This is a genomic window from Bacteroides sp. K03 (assembly GCF_019734355.1).
In the GTDB taxonomy this organism is placed as follows: domain Bacteria; phylum Bacteroidota; class Bacteroidia; order Bacteroidales; family Bacteroidaceae; genus Bacteroides; species Bacteroides nordii.
Window position 1 is genome coordinate 163,973 of record NZ_JAASHC010000007.1, and the last position, 21,546, is coordinate 185,518.

Consider the following 21,546-nt stretch of genomic DNA (forward strand, 5'->3'; position numbering starts at 1 on the left):
GGCTGTATGTACGCCGGGCGTATCCTGCATGCAGGCAATATATATACTCTGTGTATCGCTTTTGTTGAGGTATATGGAGGAAATACATGATATTACTTTACCGTTGAAGGTTGAGAAATCCGTAATCCGCTGATAATAGCTGCTACCACTGCAAATCCACTTCCTACGAGCAAGCAGACGGAAGTACTCTTTTCATGTGCTATGAAGCTGAATAGCAATGCAACAAGTGTTGTTCCGAATGTTTGTCCCAATAACCTTGCCATTCCCAACATTCCGCTGGCTCCTCCCGACCGTGCGGTAGGTGCGGAGGATATGATCGTGCTGTTATTGGGTGTTTGAAACAGACCGAAGCCTGCACCACATAGTGCCAATCGCCAGATAATGCTGAGATCGGTTGATTCTGCGGTGAGTGTAGACAGTGAAAAGAGTCCGGTTGCGAAAAGTATCATACCGATACTTCCCAGGATTCCCGGATGGATGCGTTCAACAAGGTATCCGGCTGTAGGTGCGGTAATCAGAGTGGCAATAGGCCATGGGGTCAGTAGTAAACCAGTCATAACCTCACTGTGTCCCAACGTGTTTTGTAGGAAAAAAGGCAGGGAAACCATCGCCAGCATCTGTGCGGTAAACGAACAGATGGAAGTGCTGATGGATAAAGTGAAAATGGGTATTTTTAGTAAATCCAACGGCAAAAGCGGAGAGGATTGTCCCAATTGCCGGCGAACGTAGTAGATGCCCACTATAACCAATATAACTATTTGAATGACAATGTAGTCCATTCGCTCGTGGTGAGCAAATCCGTCCATTGTATAGATAAGTAGCCCGAATGTAACTGCGTTGGTAATAGCACTTTTTATATCAAACTTACGTTTGGAACGTTCTTCTTTCCGGGGTAGATATTTGTGTCCGAGTATCAGGGCTGTTAATCCTAAAGGTATGTTGATGGCAAATAGCCAGTGCCATGAACTGACGGCAAGTATGGCGCTTGCTATGGAAGGTCCTGCAGCTGCGGATATGGCAACTACCATTGCATTGATTCCCATTCCGCGTCCAATCTGGTTGCGTGGATAGATGGTACGTAATTGGGCTGTGTTCACGCTGGTAATGGCAGAAGCACTGAATCCCTGAAAGATACGTGCAAGTGTCAGTGTCCAGAATGAAGTAGACAGTGCGCAGATTAATGAGGTGATGCAAAAGAGCGCTATTCCCGAGAGATAAACACGTCGGTATCCGTATATTTCTCCCAACGAAGAAAAAGATAATAATGAAATTACGATTGCCAGCTGGTATCCGTTCATAATCCATGTGATAACGGAAGGAGATACATCGAAGTCGTGTGAAAGAGTGGGCAACACGATATTTACAATATTAATATCAAGTACCGACATACAAAGCGCAAAAGATATGGCTACTACCGCCCATATCCGTCGCGGAAGGGGCAGACCGTCTGTTTCTTCTTTGTCAGAAGCTTTTGGAGTAAGTGTTTGGTTCATAAACGAAAAATGCTTTAGTCTTGCCAATTAAACAAAACAAAAACATTTTCAGTTGTTGTGGTCAGTTGAATATAAGTTTTTTTAGCGGTGCAGGCGAATCACCCGTTGGTTGCTACTTCCTCTGAATTCCAGATGAGGCGAATAGAGTGCTTGTATGAAACGCCCTTCTACAAGCACATCAATATAAGGTAAGGCTGCTGCTAACCGGGGCTGTGCCTGTATCTCTTCATAGGTATATCCGGTGTAACACCAGATGTTTTGCCGGGTTTCTTCCTTTATCCGTTTCACTAATAAGAGAAAAGCTTCAGGATTGAAAAACGGATCACCTCCCGAGAAGGTTACTCCATCCAATAGTGGATTCGCTTTTATTTCACGGATCATATCCATGATTCGTTCTTCTGTCAGCTCTTCACCGGCACATGGGTTCCAGCTCTCCGGGTTGTGACATCCCGGACAACAATGGCGGCATCCTGCCAGATAAATGGAGTACCGGATGCCTTCACCATCTACTATCGTTTCCGGATAAGTGTATAGTAAGTTGAGAGTCTTCATTTGATTTAATTGAAAATGGAAAATTGAAAGTTGAAAATGGAAAATTAGCTGCGTGCGTTGTCATGCTGAATAGTAATTTTTCATTTTCAACTTTCAATTTTCAACTCTACAAGTGTTTCACTCTGTCTTTTTCTTCCGCCCGCTTGGCTGAATTCCATGAACTTAAATCACCTGTCAGATAGCCGGTGATGCGGCGCATACGCAAAATATTCTCACTTCGGCATACTGGGCATTTGTCATAAATGACCCCCTTGTATCCACAGTTGTGACAGGTATCTACCGGATGATTAATAGAGCCATAGCCGATACCTTCGTCATACATAACCTTTACGATTTTAGCGATAGCACGTATATTCTTCTGTGCTTCACCATCCAGCTCTACATAAGTGATGTGCCCTCCGCGTGTAATGGCATGGAAGGGGGCCTCACGTTTAATTTTTTCTACGATGCTGATAGGCTCTTTTACATCTACATGGAAAGAGTTTACGTAGTAATCATTATCAGTTACCCCTTCAATTTTACCATATTTACGGCGGTCCATCCGGGTGAAACGTCCGGAAAGGCCTTCGGCTGGAGTTGCCAGCACAGAATAGTTAAGGTTATATTTAGCTTTATATTCGTCTACTACTTTATTCATTTCCATCACAGTCTCATACAAAGTATTCCATGCTTTATCGCTGTGACCATGTCCTTTGCCATAGAGTGCTACCATGGCATTGTGTCCGCCGATGAAGCCAATACCCAGTGTACCGCTGCGCAATACATCGCCTACCTCTTCATTTGGATTCAGGCTACCGCCTCCTTTCCATACGTTATTACCCATCATAAATGGGAACTGACGTGCCAGTGCAGTACGTTGATATTGATATCGGGCGTAAAGCTGATCTGCCACCAGAGTGGCCATTTCACGTACTGATTCCAGGAAAATCTCTTTGGCTTTCATCTCGATGGCATCCGTATTGCGCTTGTCTTCAATGATGCTTTCCGCTTTAATGCGTGCCTCAATAGCCAGACGGGGCATATTCAAAGTGGTGAATGAGAGATTTCCGCGTCCTAATGAAGACTTTTCTCCGGCAACGTTTTCAAATACACGTGTACGGCAGCCCATTGTTGCCAATTCATAGCGATAACGTTTCGGATCGTTGGCATCCCATTTTTCGTTTTGGTTGAACGGTGCATCCAGGAACATGAAATTGGGGAACAGTGCCTTGGCTGTTGTACGACAGGCTTTCAGAAAAAGATCGAAGTTGGGAGCACTGAAGGTCATGCGCCCTTCCTCTGCTGCTTCAAAATCACTCATTGCCTTTTGATAATCTTCTTCTGAGTAAGATACTCCGTTTTTCACCTTAAATATTTGAATGGGAAATACAGGTACTTCTCCGCGGGTACCGAGCCCTTCGATAGTGGCTGTCAGTAGTTCTTCAATCACCATACGTCCTTCGGCGGAAGTATCTGTTCCGTAATTTATAGAACTGAATACCACCTGGTTGCCTCCACGCGAATGCATTGTGTTGAGGTTATGGATAAAGCCTTCCATAGCTTGGTGCGTATCTTTACGAGTCTGAAAGTAGGCTTTCTCTATGATCCGTGCCAGATGTTCTTTGTCTATATTGATCTGCAAGGCAGTCAGTGCCATACGTAGTGTTTCGCGTTCCAGTTCGCTGGTTTTGATAGAAGGAAGGTGTTCTTCTATTAATGCGCGGATCGCTTTTTCTTCTACAGCTGTGTTACTTTCCATTGCAACGTAGAAACTGATGAATGAACTCAGATGTTTGCGGAATGACTTACTTACTCCCTTCGCCATGAAGAAGTCGAATGCAGGGATTGCTTGTCCGCCATGCTGCTCATTCTGGTTGGTCTGGAAGATGATAGTGGCGAGTGTTGCATAGCTTTGTATGCTTTGTGGAGTACGGATACTTCCGTTCTTGGTACGGAACCCACGTTCGAAGAGATCGTCCATATCATACTGAATACAAGTCGTCGTCTTTGTCGGATAATAATCCAGATCGTGGATGTGAATGTCGCCCAACTGATGTGCTTCTGCAAAACGTTTGGGTAACAGGTATTTATACGTATAGTCTTTGGTCACTTCAGATGCAAAAGTCATCATCTGACCAGCCGGTGTGTGACTACTCATATTTGCATTACTCAAATTTATATCGTTCTTGTCAATGGCTACAATACCATCCATTACGTGTTTCATTTGAGTTTTTTTATCACGTTCCGTATTACGCCATTCGCGGTAGATAATGTACTTTTTGGCTACTTCGGGCCGTACTTTCATCAATTCTTTTTCTACCAGATCCTGAATCTCTTCTACAGTAATAGTGGGATTGGAAAAACGGCTGATGACATTCATGGTAATGTCAGCCACGAGCTGCTGCTCTTCGGTGATGCCGGAGGCATTGAACGCTTTGGTTATAGCGTTCTTAATTTTACTAATAGAGAAATCTTCTCTTTTACCATCACGTTTGATGATACAAATTTCAGCGTAGTTCATAACTTTAACTCCCGAAAGCTTTGTTCAGTTGACAGTGGACAATTGACAATTGACAGTTTTTGGCTGACCAAAAGGCAGTTGATGTTTGACAACTGAGTGGTTAATAAAAAAAATAGGCGGCAATTAAAATCGGATAAACAGTAATCGCTCACTGCCAACTGTCAATTGTCAATTGTCAACTGTCCATTGTTAATTGTCCATTGGTTCCGGCCGGTCTTCTGACTTATCCCTCCTTCGCACGCCTTCCCATGTATAAAGCACAGTGGCATAATGTGCGGATTCTCAGAGAATTACAGCAGCGGGTACTGTCGCCGATTTGCACAGCGTTCCCTTGTGACTAAACCTCTTTTTAGTTCCGGAACCGGGACAAAGATAAGAGATTTACTTATAGGTATAAAGGCTTTTAACATTAAATTTCGGGAAACTTTTCTTTCTTCCTGATACAGAAAGTTTTCCAAAATGGAAAACTTTTAAGATTTATAAGATTGTCCAGATTGCTATAATATGCCCTACGCTACCTCCCAGGCAGAAGAGATGAAATACTGAATGCATATAAGGTTTACGAAGAGAATAGAATACTGCGCCGATGATGTAAGAAGCACCTCCACCTATCAACCACCAGAAAGCAGGTGAGGCTCCTATCTCCGAAAGACAGTTCATTAATGGTTTCAGGGCTATTAGGATGGAAGCACCCATTCCAATGTAACAACATGTTTCGAGATTACTGTGTTCTTTCAGTTTCTTGAAACTCAGAATAAAACCTGCAAGTGCAGAGAGCCATACGAAGGTGAAGATTCCCCATCCCCATCCGCCGGCATGCCGCATCACTAATAGTGTGAATGGGGTGTAAGTGCCTGCGATATGCAGGTAGATAGCTCCGTGATCAAATTTACGTAACAATTCTTTTCTCGGTCCCGGCCTGGAAGCATGATACCAGGTTGAACTGATATAGGACGATAACATACCTGCCAGATAGACTGCAATGCAGGTAACTGCCCAGTTCGGCTCACTACCGGTAGCCGCTTTTACCAGCAGGAGGTATCCGGCTATAACTCCCAGCAAAATTCCGGCAGCGTGACTGAGTGTATTAGCGAGTTCTTCGCCATGAGTATATCGATGATTATCCAATGCTGTACATTTTTAGCTTTCGGCCGTAAAGGTACTCTATTTTTCTAAAACATTTTCCTGTGGCAGTTTAAAAATGGATAATAAGAGCACTTGTTCATATCTGAAAAGAAACGAGCGAAACTCACCACAGAGTAACACAGAGTTCCACAGAGTTTAAATCTTTCTTGAAACGCATAAACGCAGATTTTCGCAAAGGGGAACAAATGTATGATAAAGAACTACAGTTTTTTAATTTGCGTTCATCTGTGTTAATCCGCGTTTCATCAGATAAATACTACTCTGTGGAACTCTGTGTTACTCTGTGGTGAAATACACTCAAAACCGTACAGTAACGAAGATTATGGGTATATCTTTTCGGTAGCGGAAGTGTCCCTAAACGACATCGTCACCGTTGCCCGGTGTCGTACTTTGTTTTTCTCAGAAAGGAACGTTCCTTTTCCCGATGAGCAGTATTGTTTTACATGTACATGTTTCACTGCTCCACATGTACATGTCGTACTGTCCCACATGTACATGTCGTACTGCTTTACATGTACATCTAAAACAACGTTGCCCACCGAGGCATCATACGTTCCTCTATGAGACAGAGCTTTATTGATACCGGAAAAAGAAACTGATGGTAATGACAAACACCATTTTGCACAAAATAGATTCTAATGAACTAAACTCACCATAGAATCACAGAATTTCACAGAGTTTCAATTAACCATCGCTTGGCGCACCTCCCTGTGCGGGAAGCACCTCTTTTTTTAAGATAATCTTGCTATTGTATTGTCCTGCTATCTGCTTGCGAAATTCAAGAAAATCTTTATAAGATTCTTTAGGGTAAACGCCTTTGTGCATTAATAAACGGTGTACAATATATATTACCTTACCCTTCACCTGTAAAGAAGAGCTAAAGGTGCCGAATTTGTTTTTCGCTTTATAGCTTTTGGGAAGAGATTCTATGGCATATCCTTCCGGTATCTGCAAAAGAATACTGTCTGTATCCAGATAACCGTAGTTGATATGAACGTCCTGAATACGTTGTTTGAGTTCGGGCGTGGTGAAACCCTTACGAAAGATATTGGCAGGAATAAATAGTCGGTTGCCTGTCTTATTTCCATATTGCTCGGTATCCACCACGTATTGCAGATCAATCTGGGGGATTGCATCTTTTTTCTCGGTTATCTGTACATCACTTATGTTTGCCTGTACCAGATTGATATTAGAGCGCAAATGATCTTTTTGTCGGGCGGGGTCAAGTCGGGTAATGCCTATCATGCTTTCATATTGGAAAAGACAGGAGGTTTCACAAGCCTTTACTTTGGCCCCTCCGGTGGGGGTAAGCGTGATTCGGGCAATTGTTGTTTGTGTATTAAGTGAATCGGGATAGGAGGGTAACCGGTAAAGTTTACCTCCGTCCGGTGTAACGAGGAGAGCATCGTGTCCGGCAATGTCACTGTGTATATATCCAAAAGGTAATTGCGGATTGGTACACTCCAGCCAAAGCGTATCTCCGGGGAGTGGAACTTGCAGGATGACATGGTTCATCTGATTGGCACTGGAAAAGTCGGGCAGTAACCGTTCATTATCCGTGCTGATGGCAGTATATACAGAAGGGATTCCCAGCTCATTTAGCATAGCACGGGTGTAGTTGGATAATCCTTTGCAGTCGCCGAAACCTGCACGGCAGACATCAGCTGCTGCAATGGGCTGCAATCCTCCGATACCTAACTGGATACTCACATAGCGCGTTGTGGTAGCCAGGTAGTTATAGATGGCTTGTACCTTTTCGCGGGGAGTTGTACAATGGACTGTTAATTCGTGCAGTTTTGTTTTTATAGGTTCGGCCAGTTGGTCACGTCCCGTGAGTAACCCGTTTTGCCATGCACCGTATGATTGCCAGGTACTCATATCTCCTTGTGTGCCATCAAAGGTAAATTGCCCTGGCGAAAAATAAATCCGGGGGATACGCTCGGATAGTGATGCACCGAATGGTTCATATTCGAGGGCGGCTATCGGTCCCATAGATACCTCTGTGAGGGTGTTTCCATCCGGCATTGTTTTTTGTGTAACATTTGCCTGAGTATTGATTGTCCGGTAACGGGTAATCATATTTTGAGGAGTCCGGAGGCTATATACAGCCTTCACTACCGATTGATTGTACATTTTTTGAGGAACAAAATTCGGATAGGCTATTAGCCCATCTTTGCATTTCACTTCCCATTCATATTTTATCGTAAGCGGATAGCGTGGGAGGTTACACTCGTAATAATAGGTATAGTCATCACTGGTTAGCCCCGAAGAGTATTCGGTCATTTGTAAATCCGATTTCTTAATTTTACGGATGACCTTACCGGTCGGGTCTGTAATCTCTCCGGAGAATTTTCGCAGAGAACGAAACTTGTCACACATGCAGAAGAAGTGTGCAGCATCCCGTCCCTTTTCATTAAGAATGGTGATAGTATAACTTTCTTTTTGCAGAGCACTTGTAGCCGATTCGCAGATGATCTCTGTGGAGGCATTTTGTACAACGGAGTAGGCGTCACGAGTAATGTTTACCTGCGCCCGCATGGCAAATGGTACAAGCAAGAGTAACAGAATACTACTGTATAATTTGTTTCTTGTCATGATCGCTTTACAATTTTTTTAGTACTACTGTTTCATTATTCTTTTCTGCTATTACTTTCCAGAAGTGATGTAGCCCGGGATACTCCGTTGGTAGATAAAGCAATTTGTTGGAATTGAAGATGTAATTGATTATTAGCTTATTGCCTTGTACGGCAATATTGTAACGACACATGCCTTGGCCGTCTTCTGTTTTTACCTGTAGTGCCTCCGGCAGTTCATCTACTGCATATCCTTCGGGTATGGTCAGATTAACGGACAATGTGATTTGTTCTGCATGGGGATATTCCACAGGAAGCTTTCGTTCGGTTTGAGTGAAGGGATTCTTTTCTGTGTGCAGAAATACAAGCGGATTCAAATAAATGAAGTTATCGTTAACGGTAGCCTGTTTTTCAAATATGATAGTCTCTTTGACCTGCGGAGAGAATTTGTTGATACCTTGTGCATTGAATACACTTATTTTCACGTCTTCTTTCGATGCCAGTCCGTTTACAAATTCGGTACTGTCTTTGGCTGTCTGATATTTTTTTCTGAAGGCAGAGGCATATTGTCCCATATAGCTTGTGTTACGGCTACCGTATATTTTGCCATCCGGACTGATTACTGCACTTACCATGGAGCGTAATTGATTCTTACAGGTTTGACTCAAATCGACCCATCTGCTTTGGCGGCCTCCTATTATTGCCCGTGCCCGGTTTACCATTAGCACGGGAGGGAGTACATTCAGGTAGCCATTGGTTACTGAACCATCCAGATAGACAAGTGTACTGTCTGTGTTGGCTATACCTACAATGAAGGTGTTCAGTTTCTGTATGGTAGGGTGTGCATAAGGAAGTATTCCCATGCTGCGACGGCTCATAACTATCGGGAAAGAGGGAATACCCGCATCCTTGAGCATGCTCATTAGGATGAAGTTGATTTCGGCATTGTTGCCTATACCTTCTTTTACTGTTTTTTTACTTTTACCTCCATAAAGTGCATATTCTTCATTCCAGGATATTTTCTTTTTTAATAAAGTGTAAATAGCAGCTATTTTATCTTCGTTACTTTTTAAGTTATCTAAGTTTAAGGCAGCCATTTCTTCCCGATATGGATTCTGTATTTTAAGTTGTCCGCCAAATTCACTGTCATTCAGTAATGCTTCATCTATGTTCTCCCAGGTTTGGGTAAATGATTTATAGAGTGCTCCCGGAAAATCAAGCCCACTCAGTTCAAGATTGACCTGTGTACCGTAATCTTTTACGCACCAGACGTAATTATCGTCATGCAGGCCCGGTAGCTTGTTACCTTTGAAACACAAATGCCGGCCGTTACATTGAAATACTTGTCCTCCGATAACGAGATTGACGCCAACTGTTTCGTCCTCGGTTTGCAGTCGCTCTGTTCCGTGCATGTCCAAATTAAATTTGAAATATTCGGGCACGGTGATATCATATTCTGTATAATGAACAGGAATAGACTGTTGGGCACTCCAGTTATTTATATGGAAATAGAAGTCAGATAATATCTTATATCTGTATTCAATGACGGTTCCCGGTTTTACGTTAGGAACAGAGAATTTGACTTGCATGTATTTGTCATTGAGCCGTTCTTTGAAGATGAATTCCCGTTTCATCTTCGTACGTACTGTTTTACCTTCCTCTATATTATAGGCGAAGGCATCTATCTGACTTACTATCTCTTTCATGGAACTTCCTTTCTTATCTTCATAATAAGGTATAACAACATCGGCAAAAGAGGTTCCCTCTGGTTTGAGTACTTTGATTTTAGTTTCATAAATGTAGTTGATCCGGAAGTCATTGTTGACAACATCATAGAAAACATTCGTCTTCTTGCAGAGTACTACAGCTGCGGCCGTGGTGTCCGGTTCATAAACTGTCATTTTGAGTTCTTCATCCGATGGTTTTCCGAATTTCGTATTAACCTCCGGGACCGTTGTCTCTTGTCCACAAATACCGCTTGTTATGAAACAGGCGATAACAATGAATAGTGTGCGCTTCATTTCTTATATGTTTTAAAGTTTTTTGAGTACAATGAGTGCATTGTTTTTTTCGGCAGTGGCGGCCCACAATGCTTGTAAGTTAGGATATTCTGCCGGTTCGAAGTGAAGCTGTTTCACTATGAACATATATTTCAGTCGAATGATTCTTTCCTCTTTTTCGATGTAGTAATGACAACTGATCCCCTTCTTCTCGGTAATATATACCTGGCTTTTGGGAATTTCTTCTATTTGATATCCTTCAGGCAATATGAGGGTGTTTGTTACGGTGTACATATAGGCTTGCGGCAAGTCTATGGGCATTACTCTATCTGCCTGTATAAAGGGATTTTTGCTGATATGGGTAAATAACATCGGATTGATATACAGATATTCTTCGTTGGCATTGTCCGCTTTCCGGGTGAATTGTATAGCTTCATAAACAGAACTATTGGCTGCATCAATCTCTTTTTGTGTGTAATTTGTAATGTGGCAATCATTTTGGGCTTCGTGTTTTCTGATGAAATCTATACTGTCTTTAGCCTGCTTATACTGATGGATACGGTCGAATGCAAAATGACCTGTACGTTTAATTTCTTGTGTTCCTGTGAGCAGCTGTTCGGGTGTCAACGTTACACGGATTGTCATACTAAATGTATTATTGGGGATTCGAGTAAGGTCTACCCACTTTTCCTGGTCACTTAACCTGTTGATAATCCGGGCTTTTTCTACGGTTAATTTTTCGGGCAATACATTTGGGAAAGCTTCCGGCATAGAACAGTCAAGATAGATATTCTTTTGCTTGTCAGTATGTATGGCAACCACGAAAGTGTTTAGTTTTTGTAGCGATGGGTAATGAATGGGAAGCCTTCCCGTATTGCGCATACGTAATACTACGGGCCATGCTTCAATGCCACAATCACGTAACATATTTATAAAGATAAAATTAAGGTCGGCATTACTTCCTGTTCCTTTTTTTATCGTTTTTTTAAGATCGGGGCTATAGAGTTTGTACTCTCCGTTCCATGTCATTTTCTGTTTTAGTAATTTGAAGATGGCTTCTACTCTCTTTTCAAATGGCATATCTGTTAGTTGTAACGCTGCCATTTCCTCATGGTAAGGATTAAACAGGAAAAGCTGCTGGCCGAAATCTTCAAAATCTTCTTTCAGTAAGAAGTTATCAATATCTTCCCAGGTTTGAGTATACGACTTATAATTTTCGCCTTGTTTCACTCCTTGCAGATCAAAAGAAACGCTTACCTTGTGGTCATTGCTACACCATATATATTCTTCGTCATCGGGTAGTGCCGGAAGATGGTGTGCGGTAAAGGTGAGTTCGCGTGCGTGTACCGAGAGAGTTTTCTTGACTTGTCCCAATCCTCCTAAAGTAGTATGTTCTATTGTGTATCCACCGTCTTTCTCTTTTACTTTTATCCGGTCTCTGCCTTGCATTTTGATGTTGAAGATAAAGATATTGGGTATCAGGATACTGTATTCACTGTATATTGTAGGAATTTCTGTTTGCATCACCCAGTCTTCCAGTTGAAGATAATAATCGGATGCCTGTTTATAACGATATTCAATAACGGTTCCTTCTTTTACGGCAGGTATGGAAAACTTGAGTTGCATATACCGTTCATTGATACGCTCTCGTACGATAAAGTCGTTTTTAGTGTTTGTCTTTACTCGTTTACCATTTTCCAGATTGTAGGCATAGGCCTCCAGATCATAGATATTATCTCTGTTCTCTGATGTTTGTTCCGGTGCGTAATAGGGGATATTGATGTCGGCATATTGTTTGCCTTCCGACTTTAGTATTTTTATTTTCACACTACGTTGTGTGATAAGTACGAATTCATTATTAGTATATCTGTAATTGCTTTTCCCTATATCATATAATACAATGGCTGTTGCTGTAGTATCGGGTTCGTAAACAGTCATTTTTAGTTCTTCATCCGATGGCTTTCCGAATTTCAGGGTTGGCTCTATCGTATGTCCGGAGGTGTGCAGACTGCAGAAGAATAGCAGAAATAGTATAATTAGTGTGCATTTCATAGCTATTTGCGTTTTTGTTAATATTGCAAATATATGTAAAAAGACATAATAACGGTTATTTTCAGTATTTTTTTTGTAAAAAAGAAGTAAAAAGAAAAGGGATTACTCGAAAAAAGAGTAATCCCTTTGTATAAATACAGAGTCTGGCTATTATTATTTACACCAAGTGGCCGATCCATTCTTCGCGGTCGCCCGGGAGAAGATCAATTACGGGAATTTCAATCATCGTGTAGCATCCCGGTTGTTGACGCATGGAAGCGCGGGCAACACAAACCAGAACCTGTGCTGTCAGAGCAGGGTTGTTGATGCGCATATTGAATTCAAATAACTGATTTTGTGTTTTACCGGATACCCCTTTACGGGTTAGGTTTACGCCATGGCCCATGTCAAGAAGTGCGTCGACGTTAGGCACTTGCTGTACGTGAGTTTCGTCGTTTACAAAATAAGCGTCAGATTTGATTGCAGCAGCCACTTCATCAAACTTGTAGCCATCTTTCAGTTCGATGTATACCATACGGCGATGGATTCCGGTTCCAGTAGGAATAGTCATTGAAAGGGCAGCTTTTACACCGTCAATAGCTTTTACTGCTACGGTATGTCCCATGCTCATACCCGGACCAAAGTTTGTATAAGTGATACCTTTGGGAGCAATAGCTTCCAGCATAGTACGTACAATGGAGTCGCTACCCGGATCCCAACCTGCTGAGATGACAGATACAGCTCCGTGCTCTTTTGCAGAAACGCTGAGCTCACGGCGGAGCGCAGTAATACCTGTGTGAATATCGAAACTATCTACTGTATTGATTCCTAATGCCAGAATTTCTTTGGCGTATGTTTCTACACTGCGGGTAGGGGTACAAAGGATAGCTACATCTACTCCCTGCAGTTCTTTTATATCTTTTACTACGGCGTAATCGTTTAGCTCGGTTGGCTTGTTCTCAGCTCCTGCGCGGCGAACTATACCTGCTATTTCAAAGTCCGGGGCTGCCTGGAGGGCTTCCAGTACATAACGGCCAATATTACCATAACCAACAATGGCTGCTCTTACTTTTTTCATTCTTTTATGGGTTTCGTTTAACATATTTCTTTCTTTATGCTGCAAAAATAATCATTTTTTCTGTTTCTACCGGTGAAATGGTTGTTAAAGTTAGTTTTTGTTACTCAAGGTTAGTGAAGCACAATATTTGTCGTGCGCGTGCGTTAATAAAGTATTATGATAGAATACGTCAAAGGCGAGATTGCCGAACTTAGTCCGGCAACAGCAATAATCGATTGTAACGGTTTGGGGTATGCCGTGAATATTTCATTAAATACATACTCTGCGATTCAAGGGAGAAACACTTGTAAACTATATATTTATGAAGCCATTCGCGAAGATGCGTATGTGCTGTATGGCTTTGCTGACAAGCAGGAACGTGAACTCTTTTTGTTGTTGATTTCTGTATCTGGTATTGGTGGCAATACGGCACGAATGATTCTTTCGGCACTTTCGCCGTCGGAGTTGGTTAATGTTATCAGTACGGAGAATGCTAATTTGCTGAAGACGGTGAAGGGGATCGGATTGAAAACTGCACAGCGTGTGATTGTAGATTTAAAAGACAAAATAAAGACTGCTGCCCCTGTAGCAGGGGGAGGGCAGAGTACTTTGTTGTCTGCCATGAATACCGAAATACAGGAAGAAGCTGTTGCTGCACTGACGATGCTTGGGTTTGCTGCGGCTCCCTCACAAAAGGTAGTACTTGCCATTTTGAAGGAAGAACCCGATGCTGCTGTAGAACAAGTGATAAAACTGGCCTTGAAGAGATTATGAGAATGATGTGCCAATATGCCAATGTATCGATGTGCCAATGTGCTGTGCTGTTATATCGCAGACTCATTGGCACATTGGCGCATTGGCATATTAGTACATTGGTATATTATTTCATTGTCATATTATTCTTATTTTTAGGTAGTTTGCCTGTTGCAGCGCAGATACTGCAACCTATGCCCATTGTTGAGGAAAAGGTAGAGTATGATGCATTGACTAACCGCTATTTGATCCGTACTATTATCGGTGGGCAGGAAATGGACGTTCCTATCATAATGACTCCCGCTGAGTACTTAGACTGGAGTATGAAACGCTCCATGCAGAATTACTACCGTCAGCGTAATGACTCCGTATTTTCTAAGGGAAAAGAGGAGTTTGACTTTACGAATATGAAATTTAATCTTGGTCCGGCTGAAAAAATATTTGGTCCGGGTGGTGTTCAGATTCGTACTCAGGGAAGTGCTGAACTCAGTTTTGGAGTAAAGTACAACAATGTTCAGAACCCTACTTTGCCTGAAAGTATGCGTAAAACCTGGGGATTTGATTTCGATGAGAAAATTAATATTAATGTCAACGGTAAGGTAGGAGATAAGGTAAACCTTGACATGAATTATAATACGGACGCTACTTTTGACTTCGATAGTAAAAAACTGAAACTGAAATATGAGGGCAAAGAGGATGAGATAATAAAACTGCTTGAAGCGGGTAACGTGAGTATGACTACCGGTAACTCGCTGATACGTGGTGCTACCTCTTTGTTTGGTGTACGTGCCGATTTGCAGTTCGGAAAGTTAAAGTTGCAAACGGTGATCAGCCAGCAGGAGAGTGAATCAAAAACCGTTAATAGTAAAGGAGGGGCACAGACCATTCCTTTTGATTTCTCAGCAGATGAATATGATGAGAACCGTCACTTCTTTCTGGCACACTATTTTCGTGATAGGTATGACCGTAATATGGCACAATTACCTAATATTCTTTCCGGAGTGAAAATTAACCGGGTTGAGGTTTGGGTAACGAATAAACGAGGTAATTATGAGAACCCGCGTAATATTGTAGCTTTTACGGATTTAGGAGAGTCTCAAGCCTATATTAGTAAGGGAGCTTCGTGGATCGCAATCTCTAAGGACACCCTTCCACCTGCTAATGGTGATAATAATCTTTATCAGCAGATGACAAGCACCTATAGTGCTGCACGTAATATAAGTGCAGTAAATTCTGTGATAGGATCAATTCCTGGGATGGAAAGCGGCATGAACTATGAAAAGATAGAGACGGCCCGGTTGTTGACCTCCTCGGAGTATACGGTGAATACTACTTTAGGTTACATCTCTTTAAAACAGACTCTACAATCAGATGAAGTACTTGCTGTAGCTTTTGATTATACTATTAATGGAAAGACCTATCAGGTCGGTGAATTTTCATCCGATATCAAGGAGACGTCCGACTGTCTTTTCGTTAAACTGTTAAAAAATACTTCCAACTCTCCGGATGCTGCTTGCTGGGACTTGATGATGAAGAACGTTTACTCACTGAATGCCTATCAGGTACAGAAAGAAAAATTTACATTAAATATCACTTATCTGAGTGACACCACCGGAGTTTATTTACGTTATATTCCGGAGGGTAAGATCAATAAGATACCTTTACTTAAAGTAATGAATCTGGATCGCTTGAATAGTAAGAATCAGCTCGGAGGTGACGGATTTTTCGATTTTGTAGAGGGATATACGGTTAATGCACAGAATGGCCGTATCTTTTTCCCGGTAGTAGAGCCTTTTGGATCGTATCTGGAGAAAAAAATTGATAATCCGAACATTGCTAAGAAATATGTTTTCAAGGAATTATATGACTCTACTCTTACCGTAGCGCGTCAGTTGGCTGAGAAGAATAAATTCCGTTTACAAGGTGAATATCGTGCTTCGTCTGCCAATGAAATACGTCTTGGTTCGATGAATGTGCCACGGGGATCGGTACGTGTTACGGCCGGTGGACGGACACTGACTGAAAATTCCGACTATTCGGTTGATTATACAATGGGAGTAGTTACGATTCTCAATCAGAGTATTATTGATGCCGGGACTCCTATCAGTGTAAATCTCGAAAGCAATACGTCTTATAATATGCAGCGTAAGACAATGTTGGGATTGAACTTTACGTATGATTTTTCGCCTGATTTCCAGTTCGGAGGTACTGTGATGTATCTGAAAGAGAAGCCGCTGACTACCAAAGTGGCTATGGGAGACGAACCTATATCGAACACCTTGTGGGGGTTGAATACCTCCTGGAAACGTGAGAGCCAATGGTTAACTAATATGGTAGATAAGTTACCGTTTGTGGAGGCTACTGCTCCTTCCAATATTAATCTCGGATTGGAATTTGCTCAGCTTCTTCCGGGACATGGGGGAGGATTGCAGGACAATTCTTCTTATATAGATGATTTTGAGAGTGCACAAAGTGGTATCGATTTGCATCAGCCTTTGTATTGGCAACTCTCTTCTACGCCCTTTAAGGCAACGGGACCTGATAATCTCGAATTGTTTCCCGAATCGAGATTGTCTGATAGTATTCCCTATGGAAAGAATCGTGCTTTATTGGCATGGTATCATATCGACGGATTATTTACGCGCCGTAACTCTTCACTTACTCCGACACACATTAAGAATGACCTCGATCAACTCTCCAATCACTATGTCCGTGAGGTGTACGAATCTGAGCTGTATCCTAAAAAGGAGTTGAATAATATGGAAGCATCTACTATGTCTATATTGAATGTGGCTTATTACCCTCAGGAACGTGGCCCTTACAATCTGGACAGAGACCTTGACGAAAATGGTAACTTGCTGGAACCGGAAAAGCGGTGGGGAGGTATGATGCGTAAGATTGAAACAACCGATTTTGAGAAGGCCAATATTGAATATGTTGAATTTTGGTTGCTCGATCCTTTTATTTATGCAGATGGAGATGAACCGGGAGCGGATAATACACGTAGAAAAAACGCCCGGAGTACAACAGAGGGCGGATATCTGTATCTTAATTTAGGAGATGTATCTGAGGATATCCTGAAAGATGGTAGGAAGTTTTTTGAAAATGGTTTGCCTATTGATGGTGATGAATCAAAAGTAGACTATACAAACTGGGGGCGTGTTCCTAAAGATCGTAGCCTTGTATATGCTTTTGATAATACGGCAGGAGCACGTAAAAAACAGGATGTCGGATTGAATGGACTTTCGGTAGAAGATGAACGTGCCTATCCTACTTATGTTAAGTATTTGGAAGAAATCCGGCCAAAGTTGAATGCTTCTGTTTTTGAAAAGTTCTACGAGTCGCCTGCAGGTGATAAATATCATTATTTCCGGGGTTCCGATTACGATGCTGAGGAGAAGAGTATTCTCGAACGTTATAAATATATCAATAATACCGAAGGGAACTCGGCCGCTAATGAAGATTCTCCTGAGGGATATCCGACGGCTGCTAAGACTTCTCCTGATATAGAAGATATTAATCAAGATAATACACTTTCGGAAACAGAAAAATATTTCCAGTATCGTATTCATCTGACTCCTTCTGAATTGAAAGTGGGTACGAACAATATTACCGATAAGCGTGTCACTAAAGTGAAATTGCGTAACGGCCAAACGGAAGAGGTGACCTGGTATCAGTTTAAAGTGCCTGTGCGCAGCGGTACACCTGTCGGAAGTATCCGAGATTTCAAGTCGATACGGTTTATGCGTATGTTCCTTACCGGGTTCTCTAAACCTGTAATTTTGCGTTTTGCCACTCTTGAACTGGTGCGTGGTGATTGGCGTACGTATACAGATCCGTTATATAACCTTCAAAATCCTGCACCTACAGTGACAGGTACTTTGGATGTTTCAACTGTTAATATTGAAGAGAATGGAGATAAGACACCTATTAACTATGTAATGCCTCCGGGTATTAGTCGTGTTATTGATCCGGGACAACCACAGTTGCGTCAGCAAAATGAACAGGCTATGAGCTTGAAAGTTGAAAACCTTGCGCCGGGTGATGCACGTGCTGTTTACAAAAATTCTACAATGGATATGCGCCAGTACCGCCGGTTGAAGATGTTCACTCATGCCGGGGCTTTAACAGGTGATGTAACTGACCCTAAAGACGGAGAATTATCTGTTTTCATTCGTCTGGGTTCCGATTATAGCTCTAACTTTTATGAATACGAAATCCCGTTGAAGCTAACTCCGGCAGGCAATTATAATGGAGACTCAGATGTTGATAAACTGATAGTATGGCCTAAAGACAATATGTTGGATATTGCACTTTCTGTGTTTACTGACATAAAGAAAAAGCGCAACCAAACAAAGAATAATTCGCTTTCGGGGGTAAGTTATGGAAAGCTTTATTCTGAATATGACCCCGACAAACCAGCCAATAAGGTAAGTATCATAGGTAATCCGTCACTTGCAGAGGTGAAGACGATGATGATTGGTGTGCGTAATAATTCACGCGCCAAGAAATCGGCCGAAATCTGGGTAAACGAATTGCGTCTGTCCGATTTTGACGAAGAGGGTGGCTGGGCAGCACAGGGAAATATGAATGTGCAGTTGTCGGATCTTGGAAGTATCAGTATGGCGGGACATGTAGAGACTGCCGGTTTTGGTGGACTGGAACAGAGTGTAAGCGAACGTCGCCTGGATGATTATTATCAATATCAGTTTACTACTACGTTTGAGTTGGGACGTTTTTTTCCGAAGGCTGTGAAACTTACCGCTCCGGTCTATTTTTCATATTCCCGTGAGAAGACTTCTCCCAAGTATAATCCCTTGGATCAGGATATGCTGTTGAAAGATGCGCTGGATGCTTTGTCTACAAATGCCGAACGAGATTCATTACGTAATATCGCTAATACGATAACGACCTATAAGAATTTTAGTTTGAGTAATATGCGTGTGGGAGTTACCAGTAAGAATCCGATGCCTTATGATCCGGGGAACTTCACAATGAGCTATAGTCGCACGAACAGACATAATCAGGGTAGTACTACTGTCTATGAGAACGAAACGGACTGGCGTGGAGCGCTTTCTTACAATTATGCGCCTGTGTATAAAGCCTGGGAACCGTTCAAAGGACTGAAGAGTAAATCAAAATGGATGAAGTTCGTTAAAGAACTCAACTTAAGCTATCTGCCGCAGAATATTTCTTTCAATACAGATATGAACCGGCATTACTATGAGCTTCAGTTGCGTGATATGGAGAACTTGAGTGATCCGGCGGAAATACCTGTTAGTGTGGCAAAGGATTTTCTTTGGAATCGTGATTTCTCTTTGCGTTGGGATCTGACTAAAAATCTTCGTATGAACTTCACATCAGCTACCCATGCTGAGATAGAAGAACCTTACGGAGTAGTGAACAGAACACTCGAACCGGATGAATATGAAGCAAAGAAAGATACAATACGGCGTAGTCTGCTTAGTTTCGGACGTCCGATTGATTATCAACAGACATTTAATGCTACGTATAAATTGCCGTTTGATAAGTTCCCTGTTACAGACTGGATGACAGCAGATACGCGTTTTAATTCTTCTTATAGCTGGGATCGTGGTGTTTCTCTAGCTGATGGGAAAGAAATGGGTAATACGATTGCAAACCAACGGACTTTTGATGTGAATGGCCGTCTCAATCTGGAGATTCTGTATAATAAGGTACCTTTTCTTAAAGAGACTAACCGCCGTTTTGCTACTACCTCTTCGACGCGTCGTCCCGATAGTCGTCAGAAAGCAAAGCCTAAACGGTATGAGAAAGAGATACAGTTGAAGAAAGATACCACTATAACCGTTCGCCACAGTTTAGGTTCGAAAAAGCCTAAGGTTTCAGCACTGACGGTTGATGGTGATCGCTATCCTATCCGCTATAAGGTGATAGATGCTAACACGATTCGTATTGAAACCAGAGACAGTGTCCGGGTGAAGCTGACGGCTATCCAAGGGCCGAAGCCAGAGGATAACCCCTGGTATAAAATTGCACAATCGGCAGCACGTGTTGCTATGATGGTGCGTAATGTAAGCATTACATATAAGAATACATATGCTATGACTTTACCGGGTTTCCAGCCCGAAATAGGGGATATGCTTGGGCAAACGAGAGGGAGTTCCGGTTTCGCTCCCGGTCTTGATTTTGCTTTTGGTATGACAGGTGATGATTATATTGATAAGGCAATCCGGAATAACTGGCTTATTCAGAATAATTCTAATATAGAGCCTGCTACGACTAATGCCCAGGAAGATCTACAGATACGCATGACTCTGGAGCCTCTGCGTGATTTGAAGATAGACCTTAATGCAGGGCGTACACGTAATGATTCCCGCTCCATACAATTTATGTACGATGGAATGCCTGAGGTACAGAGTGGTAACTTTAATATGACTGTTATAACGATTGGTAGCTCTTTTGAACGTCATAATCCATCCAATGGATATTCCTCGTCTTCTTTCAATCGTTTCTTAGGAAATCTGGATGTGATTCAAAAGAGAGTCGAACAATTGTATCAAGGTGTTTCTCTTCCGGGAATGGAGCATTATCCACAGACCTTTAATAGCATTAGTAAATACAATTCGAGTGTAATGATACCTGCCTTCCTGGCGGCTTATACGGGTAGGGATGCGGGTAAAAGCTCGCTGGATATTTTCCCGGGAATACTCTCGATGATGCCTAACTGGCGTATAACTTATAGCGGACTGAGTAAACTTGAATTTTTCAAGAAGTACTTCAAGAGTGTGACCCTGACCCATGGTTATCGTAGTACTTATAGTGTGGGTAGTTATAGTACTTTCCAGAGTTTCCATAGTTATATGGGCGATCTGGGATTTGTAGACGATGTACAAACAGGTATCCCTGTTCCTTCATCTATATACGATGTTTCAGCTGTTTCTATCAATGAGCAATTCTCTCCTTTATTTGGAGTGGATGTCACTTTTAAAAATGGTATCACTACCAAAGTGGAGTACAAGACTACACGTATTCTGAATCTTAGCCTTGCTGCCAATCAGGTAGTAGAGAGTGGAACGAAGGATTTTGTGGTAGGCATGGGTTATAAGATTATGGGATTGGAACTTTTCCCCGGACGTAATACGAAGAACTCTAAGAATAAAATAAGTAATGACCTTGCTTTGCGTGCGGATGTATCTTTCCGTAATCAGTTTGCACTTTGCCGGGATATTCAGCAAGTCACTACGCAGGCTACCAGTGGTAACAAAGCACTCAAGATATCTTTCTCTGCGGATTATACGCTCAGCCGCTTACTTAGTGTGAGTCTCTATTATGACCGTCAGAAGAATACCCCGCTTGTGTCTGCTTCCTCTTATCCGGTGACCAGTGCTGACTTCGGTATGCGTCTGAAGTTCTCACTCACGCGATAGTATGTCTTGAAAATCATTACCTTTGTCTACGT

Annotated in this window: 10 protein-coding genes and 1 riboswitch; of the genes, 2 read left to right on the forward strand and 8 right to left on the reverse strand. The window is 42.2% G+C overall.

Features of this window, described 5'->3' with window-relative positions:
* Positions 1–92: 92 nt before the first annotated feature.
* The 8 genes from HCG69_RS07805 to HCG69_RS07840 all read right to left on the reverse strand — a co-directional run bounded on the left by HCG69_RS07805 (position 93) and on the right by HCG69_RS07840 (position 13,373).
* A complete protein-coding gene (locus HCG69_RS07805; RefSeq protein ID WP_221649584.1) occupies positions 93–1,493 on the reverse strand; it encodes an MFS transporter in 1,401 nt (466 codons plus the stop codon).
* 81 nt (positions 1,494–1,574) lie between these two features.
* Entirely contained in the window at positions 1,575–2,045 is a 471-nt protein-coding gene (gene nrdG / locus HCG69_RS07810) for an anaerobic ribonucleoside-triphosphate reductase activating protein (RefSeq protein ID WP_221649585.1), read from the reverse strand.
* 106 nt (positions 2,046–2,151) lie between these two features.
* Positions 2,152–4,545 (reverse strand): anaerobic ribonucleoside triphosphate reductase, encoded by a 2,394-nt coding sequence (locus tag HCG69_RS07815; RefSeq protein ID WP_221649586.1) that lies wholly within the window; start codon positions 4,543–4,545, stop codon positions 2,152–2,154.
* 190 nt (positions 4,546–4,735) lie between these two features.
* Positions 4,736–4,920: riboswitch (cobalamin riboswitch) on the reverse strand.
* Between the two features lie 102 nt (positions 4,921–5,022).
* A complete protein-coding gene (locus tag HCG69_RS07820) occupies positions 5,023–5,673 on the reverse strand; it encodes a hemolysin III family protein (RefSeq protein ID WP_221649587.1) in 651 nt (216 codons plus the stop codon).
* A 702-nt stretch (positions 5,674–6,375) separates the two neighbouring features.
* Positions 6,376–8,286: a transglutaminase domain-containing protein gene (locus HCG69_RS07825; RefSeq protein WP_221649588.1), complete on the reverse strand. Its 1,911-nt coding sequence runs from the start codon at positions 8,284–8,286 to the stop codon at positions 6,376–6,378.
* A 7-nt stretch (positions 8,287–8,293) separates the two neighbouring features.
* Complete coding sequence (locus tag HCG69_RS07830) at positions 8,294–10,285, reverse strand: DUF3857 domain-containing protein (protein ID WP_221649589.1); 1,992 nt, start codon at positions 10,283–10,285, stop codon at positions 8,294–8,296.
* A gap of 12 nt (positions 10,286–10,297) precedes the next feature.
* Positions 10,298–12,316 (reverse strand): DUF3857 domain-containing protein, encoded by a 2,019-nt coding sequence (locus tag HCG69_RS07835; protein ID WP_221649590.1) that lies wholly within the window; start codon positions 12,314–12,316, stop codon positions 10,298–10,300.
* A 157-nt stretch (positions 12,317–12,473) separates the two neighbouring features.
* Positions 12,474–13,373: a diaminopimelate dehydrogenase gene (locus tag HCG69_RS07840; RefSeq protein WP_221649591.1), complete on the reverse strand. Its 900-nt coding sequence runs from the start codon at positions 13,371–13,373 to the stop codon at positions 12,474–12,476.
* 156 nt (positions 13,374–13,529) lie between these two features.
* Between HCG69_RS07840 and ruvA the strand changes: the two genes are divergently transcribed.
* Positions 13,530–14,126: a Holliday junction branch migration protein RuvA gene (gene ruvA, locus HCG69_RS07845; protein ID WP_221649592.1), complete on the forward strand. Its 597-nt coding sequence runs from the start codon at positions 13,530–13,532 to the stop codon at positions 14,124–14,126.
* Positions 14,123–21,514, forward strand: coding sequence for a cell surface protein SprA (sprA, locus tag HCG69_RS07850; RefSeq protein WP_221649593.1), 7,392 nt, complete (start codon positions 14,123–14,125; stop codon positions 21,512–21,514). Before ruvA ends, sprA begins: the two co-directional genes overlap by 4 nt.
* The last annotated feature ends 32 nt before the right edge of the window (positions 21,515–21,546 follow it).

What these genes read in the sequence shown, in the direction of transcription:
- HCG69_RS07825 (WP_221649588.1), bottom strand. Translation starts at nt 8,286, where the DNA reads ATGACAAGAAACAAATTATACAGTAGTATTCTGTTACTCTTGCTTGTA.
- sprA (WP_221649593.1), top strand. Translation starts at nt 14,123, where the DNA reads ATGAGAATGATGTGCCAATATGCCAATGTATCGATGTGCCAATGTGCT.
- HCG69_RS07805 (WP_221649584.1), bottom strand. Translation starts at nt 1,493, where the DNA reads ATGAACCAAACACTTACTCCAAAAGCTTCTGACAAAGAAGAAACAGAC.
- HCG69_RS07815 (WP_221649586.1), bottom strand. Translation starts at nt 4,545, where the DNA reads ATGAACTACGCTGAAATTTGTATCATCAAACGTGATGGTAAAAGAGAA.
- HCG69_RS07830 (WP_221649589.1), bottom strand. Translation starts at nt 10,285, where the DNA reads ATGAAGCGCACACTATTCATTGTTATCGCCTGTTTCATAACAAGCGGT.
- ruvA (WP_221649592.1), top strand. Translation starts at nt 13,530, where the DNA reads ATGATAGAATACGTCAAAGGCGAGATTGCCGAACTTAGTCCGGCAACA.
- HCG69_RS07840 (WP_221649591.1), bottom strand. Translation starts at nt 13,373, where the DNA reads ATGAAAAAAGTAAGAGCAGCCATTGTTGGTTATGGTAATATTGGCCGT.
- nrdG (WP_221649585.1), bottom strand. Translation starts at nt 2,045, where the DNA reads ATGAAGACTCTCAACTTACTATACACTTATCCGGAAACGATAGTAGAT.
- HCG69_RS07835 (WP_221649590.1), bottom strand. Translation starts at nt 12,316, where the DNA reads ATGAAATGCACACTAATTATACTATTTCTGCTATTCTTCTGCAGTCTG.